The following is a 17,519-nucleotide window of genomic DNA, read 5'->3' on the forward strand; positions in this document are numbered from 1 at the left end:
AGCAGGCTTAACACTCCCTATAATTTTTTAAGATCAATCAATTTGCCTTCTTTGGTCACTAATATATCCAGACTCCTAATAAAAATATTAACCAGATGAGGATCAAATTGCGTTCCCGCACATTTAATTAGCTCAGCCTTGGCATCTCCTATAGCCAGTGCAGGTTTATATGGTCTGCCATTAATCATAACGTCAAAAGCATCCACTATTGCTAAAATTCTTGAAGCTAGTGGAATATCTGTTTTGTGTAATCCATGGGGATAACCAGTCCCGTCCCAACGTTCATGATGATACAGAATTTTTTCAGCAATGGGTAGTAGTTCAGGGGCAGCCTGGGCAATCCTGTGACCAACCTCAGTATGCTTTTTCATAACTTCCCATTCTTCCTCAGTTAAAGGGCCAGGTTTTTGGAGTATTTGTTCTGGTATTGCAACCTTTCCAACATCATGTAAAGTGGCCAGAAGCACTAGTTCATCTAAACTGCTTACGGGCAACCCCAGGGCTCTGCCTATTATCAAAGCATGTTCTTTGAGTCTTTGGCAGTGTTGGTCTGTTTCGTGGGTTTTTTCTGAAAGGGTTTTTTGAAGTGATGATATAATAGAACTTTTAGAGCTTTTACTTTCAAGAAGCTTATTCCTGTACATTCTATCTTCTGCATCTTTAAATATATCCAACATATTTTCACTTTCAACCCTTTTTGTAGCCACACCAAATGCTAAACTAAGGGGGATGGGCTCATCATCGGCTCTAAGGCATTCTTTCTTTATGCGATTACATATTTCTTCAGCTACATATTCATCTGTTTGGGGAAAAATGAAGGCAAACTCATCCCCGCCAAGTCTGCATACTATATCCTCACTCCTGCATATTTTTTTGAAAACCTTGGCAATTTTTTTAAGGAGCTTATCCCCCTCACCATGACCAAAAGCATCGTTTATCAGTTTCAAGCCATTTACATCTCCAATGATAATACTTAATGGAAGCTGTCTTCCTGTGTCCAATCGTCTGAGGTTTTCCTCAAAGTAATTCCTATTATACAGGGTGGTTAAGACATCATGCATACAGAGGTATTTAAGCCTTTCTTCATGGAGTTTTCTTTCAGTTATGTCGTCATATATCCCATAGACCCCTACAACGTCATTATCTATAACTATGGGGACGCCTTTTATTTGTACATGTATGGGGCGACCAGATTTTGAATATCTAGTTGTTTCTAAACATATTGGCTTTCCATTACAAACATTTTTCGTAATTTCCTTTGCCTCGGCTAATTTTTCTCCAGGAGCCAACAATAAATCAATGTTTTTGCCCCTGACTTCTTCCAAACCAAACCCAAATACTCTTTCAAACTCACTATTTACTTCAATAATTTCATGATTCTTATTCAATAAAGCAATAGCTTCAAAGGAGTTTCTAAATAATGTCTCAAAGCACTGTTTCTGATACCGTAATTCCTTCTCGGCTTTTTTACGCTCTGTAACATCTCTAAAGGATTCAATTGCTCCTGCAATGTTGCCATCCTTGTCTCTAAGGGGAGTTGCTTTAGCCCAAAGATAGGCACCTGAATCACCAATTGCCGGGCAAAAGACCTCGCCTATTAAAGATCCATCCTTCACTCTTTCCATGTATGAATATCCTCTGGCCAGTTCTTGGTTATAATTTAATACCATGTCTATTAGTATGGGTCTTCTTGAGTTAAAAAATGGCAGGGCGTATTCATAATTGCCTTTGCCAATGATGCTTTCAGCCTTGATACCAGTAAGTCCTTCAATAGCCTTATTCCATAACAAAACCTTTCCGTATTTATTTATAACAAAAGTAGCCTCAGGCAGCGAATTGATAATATCAGCCATTTTTCTTTCCGATTCCTCAAGGGCTACCTCTGCGCGCTTTCGTTCATCTATATTTTCTATAGCAGTACTTAAATACTTGAAATTACCTTCAGCATCTTTTACAAGTGAAATGTTTAAACGACCCCAGATAATCTGCCCATCTTTTCTAACATACCTTTTATCAATACAGTAGTTCTCAATTTCACCGGTTATTAATGAGTTGTACAAATGTATATCCTTTTGCAAATCCTCATAATATGAAAACTTAGAAAAATGCATCCTGGACATTTCTTCAACTGTATAACCCAAGAAATTGCACAATGTCTCATTTGCTGTCAATGTATAGCCCTTAATATCAGAAACACCAATTCCTACTGATACATTTTGAAAAAAGGAGCGATATTTTTCTTCACTTTCTCTAAGAGCATTTTCAACTTGTTTTTGAGGTGTAATATCTGAATAAATACCGTAGCCTGCAACCACTTCTTCATTTATTATAATTGGTATTCCTTTAACAATAACGTTAACTGGCTTATTTCCCTTTCCATATCTTACAGTTTCAAAAGAATTAGATTTGCCTGATAATATCTCTTTAGAAGTTTCTACTGCCCTTGCATACTCATGAAGATATGTCTCATTTTCTAATTCACCTACTAACACATCCTCAATTTTTTTGCCCCTGATTTCATCAATATGGTAATCAAAAAGCTCTGTAAATCTGCTATTGATTTCTACTATTCTGTTTTCTCTATCAAAGTATACAATGGCATCAGTCGCATTTTTGAAAAGGGCTTCAAAGTGCTTATTTTCTAACATAAAAATTCCGGTATCATCCTTCTTTTTTTGTGTAGAAGACATTTATTTATCACCCAGCCTTAATTAAACAAAAACACATTATCTGAGAATTCTACATTATTTTCTAATAACCTTGTTTCTTTGAGAAGTTTTTCTGGGATTACGTAAAAAAATGGCAACAAACTGATTTGTCGCCATTTTCATAAGCCTTATTCTTTGTTACTAACCCCTGCTTCTTCAAAGGTAGCCATTTCATGGATTATCTTAACAGCTGCTTCTATTAGATGAAAAGCTAAAGCTGCTCCTGTACCCTCTCCTAACCTTAAATCCAAGTACAAAACAGGCTGTAGGCCCATGAAATCTAACATGATTTTGTGTCCCGGTTCTTGAGATAAATGGGAAGCAAGCATATATTCTTTGCATTCCTTCTTCATGTTATAAGCCACTAAAGCCGCTGCTGTTGAAATGAAACCATCTATAACAACCGGCACCCTTCTTGCTGAAGCTCCGAGAATCACACCTGTTAAGGCGGCAATCTCCAATCCACCAACCTTTTTTAAAACATCTAGTGCATCTGTTGGATCTGGATTGTTAACTTCCAGGGCTTTTTTAATTACCTGCTGTTTTTTTATCAGCCCATGGTCATCAACCCCAGTACCTCTACCAGTAATAAACTCCACATCTTTCCCACTAAAGCATGCAAGAATGGCACTGCTTGGAGTAGTATTTCCTATCCCCATTTCCCCAGTTCCTATCAATGCTGCACCTTTATCAATTTCTTCATTTACCAGCTTAATACCCACTTCAATGGCAGCTACTGCCTCTTCCTCTGTCATGGCTGGCCCCTTTGCCATATTCCTTGTACCAGGTCTGACCCTGCAATTATTTAAGTCCGGATGGTCTATTGGCTCCCCGGCTACTCCCACATCTGTAACAACTACCCTGGCTCCAGCATGGTTAGATAAGACATTTATTGCCGCACCATTATACAAGAAATTAAGTACCATCTGGGGTGTCACTTCCTGGGGAAAAGCACTAACACCTTCTTCTACCACCCCATGATCACCTGCCATTGTCATTACCACCTTATCCCCTAGTGTTGGAAGGGGATTTTCCTGAATCTGTGCTAGCTGTACGACAATTTTCTCCAGCACCCCCAAACTCCCAGGTGGTTTAGTTAGATTGTCTAACCTTTTCTGAGTTTCTTCTCCCATGGCTGGATTAGTTTTAACAATGCTTTCAAGGGTTTCTTTGAATAGTTTCACTTTGTTTACCTCCTCCTTTTAATGTATAAAAAAAGTTCCCAAGCTTAACAGCTCAAGAACTTTTCCATCATCCTTAAAGACCTAATGCTTTAGGCAGGTTTCCTGACTCCCGATTCAAACGCCTGTGGCCAGCCTTCCCAGAGAAACCTCCAGTGACATAACCTGACTCATCGATTACAGTGGCGGGACCGTACTGGAATCTAACCAGTTTCCCTTTTACCCCATATCTGGGCACCTAATACATTAAATATTCATTTATTGACATTATAATATTGTTGACCATCAATTTCAATATATTTTGAACACCATTATTTTGGGCATCATTCATTATCTCTCTATTATTTTCAAAAAGCTTTGATTATGGGCAATCTCCAAAGTTTATTTATAGTTAGCACAAGGCCCAATACATTTTCCACATACATCTGCAAAACCAATGGCACTGTGCTCATCAGCTACTTTTAGGAGCCTTTCATAACATAAAGGTTTATTAATACTATTTTCAGTTAATGCCCCAACTGGGCAGTTTTTTACACACTTCAAGCAGCCCTTTCCTTCATAAAACAGACAATATTCCTTAGCAGGCTTTACTGTTGGTTCTATAAAGTGGCTAATAGCAATACTGCCAAATCTGCCTGCACATCCAACTGGAGTTATTAGCATTTTATTAACTCCAAATGTACCCAGACCTGCGATGTAGGCAATACTCCTATGAGACCAGGCAGCTGTAAGAGTTTTTTCGTCAAAGTTATGTGTAGCCTTTTGATAAGCAGTTTCAATTCCTAAAGCATTAAGCCTCTCACTTAATAATATGCATATTTCATTTATTAAAGAATTGGCATTAATATATGCACTTGCCCATTTTTCTGAGACCCTGACTCCATCTCTATTGGATCGTGCTATTTCTATATTAAAGGGAACATAAAAAGTTACAATGGTTTTGACATTTTTTAATAGGTCCTCGGGCATTAAGTGATGAGGATGTAATTTTTTTAGTTCCAGGAACAAAGGGTCATTTGGATTGGCATATCCTATTAAGGGTTCCCTGAAGCCAAAGGGACTTTTCTGAACGGCTTCAATTATTGTACACTCAATGGCTGCTCTAATTTTATCCATAATGTTCTCTCCCATATTTAATATCCTTACTACCTATTATACAACCATACAGATTTTATAAAAAGCCTTATTTACCAATGTAATATTATTTCTCAGCAGTTAAAGCAGGTAAAAAAATAAGACAAGAGAAACGTCACCTTGTCTTGTTTTTGTTTGATGGTGCCTCGGGGCGGAATCGAACCACCGACACGAGGATTTTCAGTCCTCTGCTCTACCGACTGAGCTACCGAGGCATATATGGTGACCCGTAGGGGACTCGAACCCCTGTTACCGGCGTGAAAGGCCGGTGTCTTAACCGCTTGACCAACGGGCCATTTTAAAATTAAATGGTGAGCCATCCGCGACTCGAACGCGGGACACCCTGATTAAAAGTCAGGTGCTCTACCGACTGAGCTAATGGCTCTCATGTCAACAAGTCACAAGTGTACACTACTAAATCCAAAGTGTCAATAGAAAAATGTTTTAAATAATTTCATTATATTTCAAATCATCCATTTAAAGCAGCCTACTCTGATATCATATTATTTTCTACCATTAAAAGATGTTCAAACATTCTTTTACGAGCTTCCATTGAGTCACCATTTTTTATAGCTTCATAAATACCCTCATGAGCATCTAAAAGTGTTTGGGGCATTCTTTCTGTTGAATACAGCTTTTGGCGACTGGTGCGCATGGTATTTTCAATGGTATCTGATACAGTATTCATAAGCCTAGTTAATAAAACATTTTGTGAAGCCTGGGCAACTGTATAATGGAACTTCCAATCCGCCTTTTCACCAATTTCTGATTGATCAACATCTCGCTTCATTTCATCCAGGGCTTCCCTCATCTTTGCCAGGTCCTCTTCATCACGTCTCATTGCCGCCAGACCAGCCGCTTCTACCTCTAATCCTTTACGTACCTCTAAGATTTCAATGACAGTATCCCTTTCCATCAACAAAACTAACGCAAGGGGTTCAATAATTGAATCAATGCTTGTCTGCTTAATAAAAGTGCCTTCACCAGATTTAATTTCAACCAGACCCATTAAATGTAAGGCACTTAAAGCCTCCCTCACTGATGCACGGCTAACCTTAAGTCTGTCTGCCATCTCTCTTTCCGATGGCAATCTATCACCTGGTTTTAGGTTTCCTTCAGTAATCATTGCCTTAATCTGTTCTACAATTTGCTCATAAATTTTTCTGGGTTTTATTGGTTTGAATTGCATTAAGCATACCCCTCATCTTACCTTTAGTTTAGTAATAATTTTTCTTACATTCTTCTTTTTAAAGTTTAGCATTTCCTCATGTCAACGTCTATATTAAAATTCACCCTAATAAAGGTAATATTGAGCACAAAAGAAAAAACTGCCCTGAAAAGTTTATACTTAACAGGGCATGATGTGTTTAGTATTTACCGTCTAATATTTGTGCCGTGTGTAATACCTTTGTATTAGATTTTTTAACATCTAAACCACCCCGCAGTGACATTAAGCACCCTGGACAGTCAACAGCAACCAATGCTGCATCAGCATTTTCCACATTTTTAAGCTTACGATTTAGCATTTCTGCAGAAACCTCTGGCAGCTTCACACAATAGGAGCCGCCAAAACCACAGCAGCGATCTGCCTCTTCCATTTCTGTATAATCTAGATGTGGCATTGCCTGTAATATTTCTCTAGGTTCTTTTTTCACACCCATGCCGCGATTCAAGTGACAGGAATCGTGATAGGTGACTTTAATGGGACTTGTACAAGCTACATCACATGCAGCGGCAACTTCCTTAACACTAAGACCTTGTTCATTTGAATCCAGAATATGAACAAGCTTTATAAAATCAACTGCTTTTTCAGAAACTTTTTGGGCATCAGACTTTGCCTTTGCATCACTATCACCTGCTAACCAGTCCATCCAATCATGCTTAAGTGCTGATGTACAGGTGGGGCAAGCACTTACTATATAATCGTATTCATCTTTAGCAAGGGAGGATAAATTCTGTTTAGCTATTACTGCAGCAGCATCATTTCTGCCCATATATTTTGCCGGTGCTCCACAACATGTCTGCTCTTGTGGATAAACTACCTCGTATCCCTTTTTATTTAGAACCCTGACCAAAGACTCACCTATTTCAGGATATGCAAAGTCAATTACACATCCTCCATAAAAGGCTGCTTTACCCTTCTTATTCTCCACATTTTGCTTCACCGACTTTATAATGTCTCTAAATGGTTTCGGAGCAATTGCTGGTAAGCTTCTCCAATGGGAAAGCTTTGAATAGCCCAGTGGAAGTTTTCTAATGAATTTGCTGCCATCTTTACCTTCAGCAACAAATGGCTTTTGTGCCCATGAAGCCTGACGTAAACCAAAGTGGAACAACCCCTTGTTTTTTAAAACTGATTCTATAATTGTATTTTGTATAAAGGGCAAGGGTATTTCTTTTCTAATTCTGCTTCTCATTTCCATTATTAGTTCCGGTATTTCAATCTTTGCAGGGCAAAACTCTTTACAGCGGCCGCAGCCAATGCACATTTCCTGAGGCTTTTCAGCATCTCTCTTACTGTTAAAAAAGGATGTTAGGAGAACACCAATACCACCTGCATAAATGTGCCCGTAAACATGACCTCCTACTAACTGGTAGGTTGGGCAAACATTAAGGCATGAAGCACAACGCACACATTGGGCCATTTGTTTAAACACAGGATCCCTTAATAATTCCTTTCTGCCATTGTCTAGAATTATCACGTGGAGCTCTTTGTCAATGATTTCTGGTCCTATGCCATCTTTTAAGGTTGGTACAGCACCTGTGATCATTGTTGTGTAAGCCGTTATGGGCTGGGCTGTAGCACTTTTTGGGAGAGCCTTGGCTATGGGAGCAACATCTTTAAACTTTTCCACAAGCTTTTCATAGCCAAAGATTGCCACATGAACTGGAGGCAGGGTAGTTGTCAGCCTTCCATTACCCTCATTCATGAATAAACACATTGTACCAGTCTCTGCAACGGCAACATTACAGCCTGACACACCAATATCAGCCTTTAAAAATTTCTCACGCAGGGTTTCTCTTGCCAGTCTTACCATTAGTTTTATATCTGGTTCTACTTTTTTCTTTAATGCCCCAGAAAAAATTTCGGCACAGCGTTCCTTGCTTAAATGAATAGCAGGCATAACCATATGGGATGGTTTTTCTCCAACCTGCTGGATAATCCACTCACCAAGGTCTGTCTCTACCATTTCCATTACATCTTTCATCTTTTCATTAAGATGAATTTCTTCCGTTGCCATTGATTTTGCTTTGACACAAAGCCTGGCATTTCTTTTTTTAGCAATTTCAGTTAGGATTTTAACCACATCATTGCCATCAGCAGCCCTATGGACCTGACCACCCCTTCTAACTATATTAGCTTCAAATTGCTGTGCCAGCTCCTCTGCACGGGCAGCTGCCGAAGATTTTATTTCTGCGATTTCTGTTCTTAAGGCTTCAAAATCAATCTCACTATACACCGCAGCTCTTGCAACTGGGAAAACGTCCCCGAATTTGCCCAGGGCTCCTCTTAGGTTAGGATCATTAAGTGCTTTATTAACACTTTTCTTAAAAGTTTGATCTATAGGCATAATTCCCACTCCCCCATTGACAGGATTTTGAATTCAGATGAATTTACCCGAGTTTTTTAGTCAACACATATAATTATTAAACGTCCAGGCCCATGAACACCAATTGTTAATACTCTCTCAATATCAGCTGTTTTACTTGGACCTGTCACATAGGCTATAAATCCCGGAACCTCATTTCCGTAGGTTTTTTGAATCACATCAAGGGAATCCTCAAAGGTTCCAACCAGTGACCTGGTGTTAATAACGGCTAAATGAGTTGGTGGTAATGTTGATACCAGCCTTTTATAAACATCTGTGGCATCCTGAACAATGGACCCTAGTGCTGATATTCCTAAATCAAATTCAGAAATACCCAATTCAGACTGTTCAATTACGTCCCTGTTTAAATCTGTTGTAAACTCAACACCATCTTCCTGGGCCCGCTGCTTGACTGCCTCTAAATTTATTTTTTCAAGGGGTACTGATACAACTTTCTTAAAGCCGCCTTCTTTAATCTCATTGCTTATTGCTTTTTCAGCTTCCTCACTAGACACGCACCTGATTACCTTTACAGTAAGTGCTTCCGCTTTCTCTTTGAAAGTATTAAATAGTGCATCAATATCCTGGTTCGCTGGTATGTTTATCTGCCAGTCGAAGACCTTAGCTGATTGTCCCATAACTCTCACTCCTTCTTGTATATAAGTGAAACCTATATATTTATGAATTTTCTCGGTTTTTCAGTAGGCAAGCTGATGGCAGCGGCAGTTTATTTTTTTTCATTATTATATGACTTTTCTAATAGCTGGGCTACATGAAAAACGGGAATATCCTCTCCTGCTTGATGGAGGCCGTCTTCTAACTGCATTTTGCATGCACCACAGCTTGTTACAAGCATTGTTGGTTTTACAGAAAGAATGTCCTCTGTCTTTTTATTTCTAATTGAGCTGGACATTTCGTAGTGGGTTAAACTAAAGGACCCGGCACTTCCACAGCAGCGGTCTGGCTTGGACATTTCAACAAATTCCAAACCGGGGATACTCTTTAGAATCTCTCTTGGCTGCTTTGCTACAACCTTATCTCCCCTTACAAGGTGACATGGGTCATGATAAGTGACTCTTTCTTTTACTTCTCCCTGTGGTTTTTTGTAATCAATTACCTCTACTAGAAACTCTGAAATGTCATAAACCTTTGGAGCTATCTTCTTTGCCACATTAATGTAGCCGCTTTCATTACCCAATATATCTAGATAGTGATGTGACAAGGCACTTCCACAGGTGCCACAAGCAGTAACAATATAGTCAACATTTTCTTTGCTCAATTCATTAAGATTGTACTTGGCAATCTCCTTTGCTGTGTTCAGGTCACCATGCATTAAGGTTGGTATTCCACAGCAGTGCTGATGTTCAGGTATAACCACTTCAACATCATTGGCCAACAATACATTTACAACTGATTTGCCTACATCTGTATAGATGTAGTTGTTTACACATCCTATAAAAAAGGCAACTCTACACCTGGGATTGTCAACCTTGTTGACCTTTGGCAGCTCTTTAATCAAAGGGATATCTGCCAGCCTTGGTATGACTCTCCTCATATCTAAACCAATTGGAAATCTTGGTGAAGCAAGGTTTTTGCCCTTTACCTTTTTCATACCAAGACCTTGAAACTTGCTGCCTGCTGTCATTCCAAACTTAAATAGCTTTGGTCTTTTAAGAACATCAAATATCCTTCTTTTTATAGGGTGAATACCTTTTTTCCTGGCCATGGCTGCTCTAGTGGCAAGAATAATTTTCTCAGGCTGAACTCCACAGGGGCAATTTGCCCCACACGCCCGACAAGTTAGGCAGAGGCTTAATATTTCAGCCATTTTATCTGTATATTCTAATTTACCCTCAAGGAGAGCCTTAGCCAGTTGAATTTTTCCCCTGGCTACACCTGATTCTCCAAGTGTTTCTTTATAAATAGGGCAGACAGCCTGGCAGTTCCCACAGTTCATACATTTAATAATCTCATTTTCAATATTTTTCAGATCATCATAAATTGCCATGCTTTAATTCCCCCTTTAGATATTTACAACTTTGCCAGGGTTAAATATATTGTCAGGATCCAGGGCTCTCTTTATAGCTTTCATGGCTTCAACACCTGCCGGTCCAAATTCTTGCTCCAAGTATTTCATCTTTGCAATTCCAATACCATGTTCTCCAGATAGAGTACCACCTAATTCCAGGGCTACTGCAAAGATTTCGTCTACAGCTTTATGAACACGTTCCATTTCCTCTTTATTTCTTTCATCAGTTAGGATAGTTGGGTGTAAATTGCCGTCACCTGCATGGCCAAAAGTACCAATGGTTAAATCATATTTTTTGGCAATTTCATTTAACGCTTTTAGCATATCAGGTATCCTGCTTCTAGGAACAGTAGCATCTTCTAAAACAGTAGTGGGGCTAACCTGGGCCAAAGAAGGAAGGGCAGCCCTTCTAGCAGTCCACAGCCTTTCTCTCTCCTCTGCTGTTTCGGCAATCCTAAGTTCACCATTATTTTCCTTACAAACCCTGGCAACAGCCTCAGCTTCTTTAGCTACTACCTCCGGAAGGCCGTCAACCTCTATTAGTAAAACAGCTTCTGCTTCCAATGGCAATCCCACCTTAGCATAGTTTTCTACTGTCTTAATGGTAACATTGTCCATTATTTCTAAAGTGGCAGGTATTACCTTGTTAGCAATAATTCCTGTAATTGTATTCGCAGCATCGTCCAGACTGTTAAATACCGCTAACATACTTTTTCTATCTTCAGGTGCAGGTATGAGCTTAACAATTATCTCAGTGATAATACCTAATGTTCCTTCTGAACCTGTAAATAGCTTCACCATGTCATAAGCTGTAACATTCTTTACAGTCTTGCCGCCGCATTTCATTACCTCACCATTTGCCAAAACTACTTCAAGGCCCATTATATAATGTTTAGTAACACCATACTTTAGTCCCCTTAATCCCCCTGAGTTTTCGGCAACACTTCCACCCATGGTGGCAGTTGTAACCGTCCCTGGGTCAGGAGGGTAGATTAAACCATGCTTTGCCACAGCGTTATTTAGATCCTGAATTACCACTCCTGGTTCTACTGTAGCTGTGAGGTTTTCCGCATCTACTTCCAAAATTCTATTCATCTTAAGCATGGACATTACAATACCCTTCCTAATTGGAATTGTGCCGCCACTTAGATTTGTACCAGCACCCCTTGTATAAATGGGTATTTTGTGCTTTGCTGCATATTTCACTATACTTATAACATGCTCTCTGGTGTTTGGGGTAACTACCACATCTGGCATTTCAGATGGCATATCAGCAGTAGCATCATAAGAATAACAATGAAGCGATTCCTTGTCAGTAATAACGTTTTCTTTTCCCAGCAGGTTAGTCAACTCATTAATAAAATTCTTTTCCATAGAAAAACCTCCTTTTTATTAATACTCAATACAATTCCAGCAGCCTAATGGTCAGACCATTCCGGTTGATAATAGACCTATATATTATATGCTTTGAACATATTATAGCATGATTTGACTTGCTTTTTAATATTATGACTTATGGATAGCCTTTATATAAAAAAATAATTTCAAAATTTTTGACATTATAATTACTGATAGTATAATAAAATTGAGACAAATGCGGGAAGGCAATTCCCGCATTTGTCATTTATTAGGTATGTTATTAATTGTTATTTATTTAGAACCCAAAGCCTAATCCTAGTCCAACTGCAGTCATACCTAAAATACCTGCAGCCACCAGATAATAGGTCATGGGAATTAGAGCCCACTTGATAAGCTTACCTTCCACTCCAACTAAACCTACAACAGCGCATGCTGCAACAACGTTGTGTACACAAATCATGTTGCCTGCTGCCCCACCAACAGCCTGAAGGGCAACCACCAATGCTCCATTAACACCAATTTCGGTAGCTACTCCATGCTGGAACAGGGAGAACATCATGTTACTAACAGTATTACTGCCTGCAATAAAAGCACCTAAAGCTCCAATTACAGCTGCAAAGGCTGGCCAGGCAGAGCCTGCTACAGCAGCAACACCTTGAGCTAACGCTATTGGCATGCTATCGAAGCCTGAGGCATTTACACCAGAGTTAATAAAAATACGAACCATTGGTACTGCAAAACCTAAAGCAACGCTGGCACCTATCATGGTTTTGGCAGAAACTGAGATTGCCTTGGACATTTCTTCCCATTTCATGCCCAGAATGAAGAAGGAGCATGTTACTGTGACAATGAAGATTGTGCCTGGAGAGTACAGTATCTGCCAATTCTGGCTGATACCAGTCTCCATAATATTTCTCACCCATAGTGTAACACCTGGGGCAGTTAAAGCAGCCTTAAGAGGGTCAACAATTCTTGAAAGTACAAGCAATAAAGCAACTATTAAATAGGGAACCCATGCTTTGAAAAGGGTCATGTTTGCCCTTTCTTCTTCTAGCTTTGGTCTTAAGGAACCCATCCAGTCAGACTCCCACTCAGATTCTGGTGGAAAGTCCCAGGGCTTGCTGGGCATTAAGAAGCCCTTACGCGCAGCAGTAATAACTATTGGTAAGGCAATTAAAGAACCTAATAACGATGGAAAGTCAGGTCCCAAGAAAACGCCAACTAAAACATATGGAATTGTAAAGCTTAATCCTGCAAATATTGCAAAGGGAAGAACCTCTAAACCTTCTGAAAACTTTCTGTTCTTGCCAAAAAATCTAGTTAGCATCATACAAATTGCTAGGGGAATAAGTGTACCTACTATAGCATGCAGAACAGCCACATTTGCAGCAGTCATATAAACATATTCTAGATAACCAGGATCAGCTGCACTTGCTACACCAATATACTCATGAACAACTGGGTTATCTAAGCCGGTTCTAACACCTATAAGCATTGGAGTGCCGACAGCTCCAAAGGATACTGGCACACTTTGGATGATGAGAGCTGCTAGAACTGCAGCAAGGGCTGGGAAGCCAAGCACCACAAGTAAAGGAGCGGCAACAGCAGCTGGAGTACCAAAGCCTGCAGCACCCTCAATAAAAGCACCAAATAAGAAAGCTATAATTATAACCTGGATTCTACGATCCGGGGTAATGTCCATAAAACCACGACGAATAGTGGTAACAGCACCACTATATGTCAAGGTGTTAAGCATTAAAATTGCACCAAAAACAATGTATAAAATTGATACGGCAATTACTACACCTTGTATACTAGAAGCAATAACACGAACCAGGTCCATCTTCCAAACCAGCAAACCCATGATTCCTGTGTATGCCCATGCTATCGGCATGGCATGTTTTGCAGGCCACCTTAAAAATACCAGAAAAATAAATACAACAAGAATAGGCGTAAATGCCAAAAGCGCTAAAACACCAAGACCCATAAAATAAATCCTCCTTTTTAGAAATATTCACATAATTAACTTCCCGTATACAATATACCCTTTATAATGTATACCTTTGTATACCTTTTTTATGTTTTTTTATTATCCACCTCCTCAGTTTTAAGGCAGCCAGGTGCAAATCCAAAAAGACCAGATCCTCTTTTTTAAAATATTGGCCTGACCACTAGGCTGATATCCTTCTCGACCACCCTTTCTTAACATATATTATACATTGATGTGAAAATTCCTCCCTAAAATGTCAGACATTTTACAATTTTATTAATTAAATATTTTTATGACAATATTCTTTAAGTACAATACTGTTTTGCTGCTTAAGGATAATTCTGATGCAAATTATAAAACAAAACTTGGCTTGCGCCAAGTCCTTGACGTCGGCGGAAGCCTTAGTCTAGTGAATGACGAACAGGACGTTCTAATGTCGGCTATGCAGCAGGACGCTGCGTTTTAGCCGACCACTATCTACCTTATGGAACTTATGCTTTCTGATAGTGTAAAATATATTGTTAAAACACAAAAGCAACCTTCATTATTAGAAAGTTGCTTAAAAGCTTTTATTAGAAAATCTTATCTAAAACCATTGTTTGTTCTCTGCCTGGACCTGTAGATACTATATTAACCTTAACCTTAACTAGTTCCTCAATCCTTTCAATGTACCTCTTGGCATTTGGGGGAAGTTTTTTATATTCATTAATCTGGGAGGTAACTTGCTTCCAGCCTGGCAATGTTTCATATACTGGTTCACAGCTTGACAATTTTTTAATGCTTTGGGGAAATTCCTTAAGCATTTCTCCCTTATATTTGTAGCCTACACAAATTTTTATAGTATCAAGACCATCCAGTACATCCAATTTAGTAACAGCAAGAGATGATATACCATTTATACGTACAGAGTATCTGAGAATTATGGCATCAAACCATCCACATCTTCTAGCTCTACCTGTAGTAGTTCCAAATTCTTGACCTGCTTTGAGCAATTGTTCGCCTATACTGTCTTTTAACTCAGTTGGGAATGGTCCTTCACCAACTCTTGTTGTATAAGCCTTGACAACGCCAAGAACTCCCTTGATTTTTGTGGGCCCTATACCAGCCCCAATAGCAGCACCCCCTGAGGTAGGATTAGACGATGTAACAAAGGGGTATGTGCCATGATCTACATCAAGGAGTGTTCCTTGAGCACCTTCAAAAAGAATATCTTTTCCATCATTATACGCTTTATTAATGAACAAAGAACAATCAACCAGGTATGGCTGCATTTTTTGTCCATAATCTAGATACGTCTCATACATTTCATTAAAATCAAAACCTTTATGTCCATAAATTCTGTTTAAAAAGAAGTTCTTCTCTTCTAGATTTCTCTCTAAAATTTCTTTAAATTCTTCAGCATCCATTATATCTATCACTCTTATACCAAGTCTAGATACTTTATCCATATAACATGGACCAATACCCCTTTTTGTCGTACCTATCTTAAATTCGCCTCTTTTTTCCTCCTGAAGCTCATCCAATAACCTATGATAGGGCATAATAAGGTGAGCATTTGCACTAATTTTAAGCGCGTCACTTTCAATATTGTTTTGCTGTAGGTACTCTAACTCTTTAAATAGAACAAGTGGGTCAAGAACAACACCGTTACCAATAATACAAGACTTTCCGGGATATAGTATTCCCGACGGGATCAAGTGTAATTTATATGTCTTATCACCCACCACTACTGTATGCCCAGCGTTGTTTCCCCCTTGATACCTGCATATTACATCTGCTTTTTTAGCTAAGAAATCGGTTACCTTTCCCTTTCCCTCATCTCCCCATTGAGCTCCTACCAATACAACTGCAGACATTGTGCAGTTCACCTCCCTAAACTAGACCCCTGGTCTTTTTAGCCTGATTTCAACCTTATCCTATAATTCTTTGGTAATAATATTACCTTTTTCCATTATTAATATATTAAAATTTTTTAGTTGCCCATTTTTACATAAAAATTACCCAAATACAGGACTCAACAAATAGCCTTTTATTTGAGTAGAACCTTTTCCAAATATCTTCTTAACCCGTAATATTTTACCATAGATATATCTGGAAGTCAATAACAGATATGGCTTAACAGTATGTCTAGCGGTAGGGATGTTTATCTTCCGTGAAGAGTTTAATTCCCTTGTTTCTTAATATGGCCGACGTTACCCCTATACCACTAATGGTTTTTCCAGTAAAGCTTCCATCGTATGCTTCCCTTACACCACAGGATGGACTCCTCTCCTTTAGTATTGCTGCATAGGCTCCTGATGCCACAGCAATCTTTAGAACCTCTTCGGCCCCCTTAACAAACAATTCTGTAGCATCTTCCCCCAGCTTATTAATAACCTTTGCCCTACCCTCTAAAACTTCAAGGCCGTTTCCTCCAACAATCTCACAGGGAAGCCTTGGTGTAGGGGCTCCGCCTAATTGTTCAGGACATATAGGAACAGCCTTGCCTTCCTTCATCAGCTTTAAAAGTTCGGGTTTTAAGTTATTGCCTCCATTATATCTGCAGTTTATTCCCAGTAAACAACCGCTAATTAATATCATAATGCTAATCCTTTCATGGAACTAATAAACGTAAAATCCCAGGCAGAACTCTAAAATAGGCTGGCAGTGTCCCCAATAATTCTCCGTCAGCGTGTAATGGCAATGGAAAATTTGAGTTAAGACTCAACTCCCTTGCTGTCATCATATGTACCTTGGGGTGTTCAATGTGTTTCCCCTTATAGATTTTAGGAAGGGTATTTAATATCTCTAACCTATTAACCTTTTGAGCAAGACAAATATGAAATAGTCCATCATCTATTACTGCCTGGGGAACAATTTTCATTCCTCCACCTATATAAGGAGCATTTGCCACAGAAAAAAACAGAATCTCTTCTGTCTGTTTTGTGTCATTAATAAAAATATCTATAGGTAATGATTTATAAGTTAACATAACCTTTACCAAAGCCATGAGATAGGCCATAGTACCTGAGACAAACTTAAAGCCTGCATTTACCTCATGGGCTACCTGAGCGTCAAATCCTACACCGGCAATATTAATAAACTTTCTTTGATTAACTTCTCCTAAATCAATTAACCTGGTTCTGCCCTTTGTGATTAATTTCAAAGCAAGGTTCTTTTCAAAAGTAATCCCTACAGCCCTTGCAAAATCATTACCGGTACCAGTAGGCAGGATACCTACCTCAATACTAGCTGGCAGATTAAGACCATTTATTACCTCATGCAATGTTCCATCTCCGCCGGCTACCATGAGCCTTGTGTAGCCTGCCTTTTGTATTTGTTCAGCCAAATCAGCTGCCATGCCCTTTGATTTGGTAAAAAACTCTTCAACATGTAAGCTATTGTCAGTTAGCTCCTTTTTAAGAACATTCCATCTAGCAGGTGATTTTCCTCTTCCTGCAATAGGGTTAACTATGACCGCTGTCTTCACTTTTTTAGCCCTCCAAATAACTGTGATAATCATAGTTATTCGTGATAATTCTACAAAAT

The 17,519-nt window shown here is 39.1% G+C and carries 12 protein-coding genes, 3 tRNA genes and 1 riboswitch; all 15 genes read right to left on the reverse strand.

Features of this window, described 5'->3' with window-relative positions:
- Window positions 1–17: 17 nt before the first annotated feature.
- A complete protein-coding gene (locus tag K364_RS25820) occupies window positions 18–2,690 on the reverse strand; it encodes a PAS domain S-box protein (RefSeq protein WP_051534160.1) in 2,673 nt (890 codons plus the stop codon).
- A 146-nt stretch (window positions 2,691–2,836) separates the two neighbouring features.
- Window positions 2,837–3,892 carry a nicotinate-nucleotide--dimethylbenzimidazole phosphoribosyltransferase gene (gene cobT / locus K364_RS0116600; RefSeq protein WP_028308950.1) on the reverse strand — a complete coding sequence of 352 codons (1,056 nt, stop codon included), beginning with the start codon at window positions 3,890–3,892 and terminating at the stop codon, window positions 2,837–2,839.
- A gap of 75 nt (window positions 3,893–3,967) precedes the next feature.
- Window positions 3,968–4,146: riboswitch (cobalamin riboswitch) on the reverse strand.
- A gap of 124 nt (window positions 4,147–4,270) precedes the next feature.
- Window positions 4,271–5,005, reverse strand: a complete 735-nt coding sequence (locus K364_RS0116605; protein WP_035269970.1) for a hypothetical protein — start codon at window positions 5,003–5,005, stop codon at window positions 4,271–4,273.
- 157 nt (window positions 5,006–5,162) lie between these two features.
- Window positions 5,163–5,238 (reverse strand) — tRNA-Phe (locus K364_RS0116610).
- A 5-nt stretch (window positions 5,239–5,243) separates the two neighbouring features.
- Window positions 5,244–5,318 (reverse strand) — tRNA-Glu (locus K364_RS0116615).
- Between the two features lie 14 nt (window positions 5,319–5,332).
- A tRNA-Lys gene (locus tag K364_RS0116620) sits at window positions 5,333–5,408 on the reverse strand.
- Between the two features lie 102 nt (window positions 5,409–5,510).
- Complete coding sequence (locus tag K364_RS0116625) at window positions 5,511–6,212, reverse strand: FadR/GntR family transcriptional regulator (RefSeq protein ID WP_028308952.1); 702 nt, start codon at window positions 6,210–6,212, stop codon at window positions 5,511–5,513.
- Window positions 6,213–6,390: 178 nt separating this feature from the next.
- Window positions 6,391–8,595 carry an L-lactate dehydrogenase (quinone) large subunit LdhH gene (gene ldhH / locus K364_RS0116630; RefSeq protein ID WP_035269973.1) on the reverse strand — a complete coding sequence of 735 codons (2,205 nt, stop codon included), beginning with the start codon at window positions 8,593–8,595 and terminating at the stop codon, window positions 6,391–6,393.
- 56 nt (window positions 8,596–8,651) lie between these two features.
- Window positions 8,652–9,251 (reverse strand): LutC/YkgG family protein, encoded by a 600-nt coding sequence (locus tag K364_RS0116635; protein WP_051534161.1) that lies wholly within the window; start codon window positions 9,249–9,251, stop codon window positions 8,652–8,654.
- An 89-nt stretch (window positions 9,252–9,340) separates the two neighbouring features.
- A complete protein-coding gene (locus K364_RS0116640) occupies window positions 9,341–10,621 on the reverse strand; it encodes a (Fe-S)-binding protein (RefSeq protein WP_028308955.1) in 1,281 nt (426 codons plus the stop codon).
- Window positions 10,622–10,636: 15 nt separating this feature from the next.
- Complete coding sequence (locus K364_RS0116645; protein WP_028308956.1) at window positions 10,637–12,016, reverse strand: FAD-binding oxidoreductase; 1,380 nt, start codon at window positions 12,014–12,016, stop codon at window positions 10,637–10,639.
- A gap of 280 nt (window positions 12,017–12,296) precedes the next feature.
- On the reverse strand, window positions 12,297–13,988 hold the full coding sequence (locus K364_RS0116650; RefSeq protein WP_028308957.1) for an L-lactate permease: 1,692 nt from the start codon (window positions 13,986–13,988) through the stop codon (window positions 12,297–12,299).
- Window positions 13,989–14,563: 575 nt separating this feature from the next.
- Window positions 14,564–15,847: an adenylosuccinate synthase gene (locus K364_RS0116655; protein WP_028308958.1), complete on the reverse strand. Its 1,284-nt coding sequence runs from the start codon at window positions 15,845–15,847 to the stop codon at window positions 14,564–14,566.
- Window positions 15,848–16,118: 271 nt separating this feature from the next.
- A complete protein-coding gene (locus tag K364_RS0116660) occupies window positions 16,119–16,571 on the reverse strand; it encodes a 2-thiouracil desulfurase family protein (RefSeq protein WP_028308959.1) in 453 nt (150 codons plus the stop codon).
- A gap of 13 nt (window positions 16,572–16,584) precedes the next feature.
- Window positions 16,585–17,460, reverse strand: coding sequence for a diacylglycerol/lipid kinase family protein (locus tag K364_RS0116665; RefSeq protein WP_035269976.1), 876 nt, complete (start codon window positions 17,458–17,460; stop codon window positions 16,585–16,587).
- Window positions 17,461–17,519 lie beyond the last annotated feature (59 nt).

The organism is Desulfitibacter alkalitolerans DSM 16504 (assembly GCF_000620305.1).
In the GTDB taxonomy this organism is placed as follows: domain Bacteria; phylum Bacillota; class DSM-16504; order Desulfitibacterales; family Desulfitibacteraceae; genus Desulfitibacter; species Desulfitibacter alkalitolerans.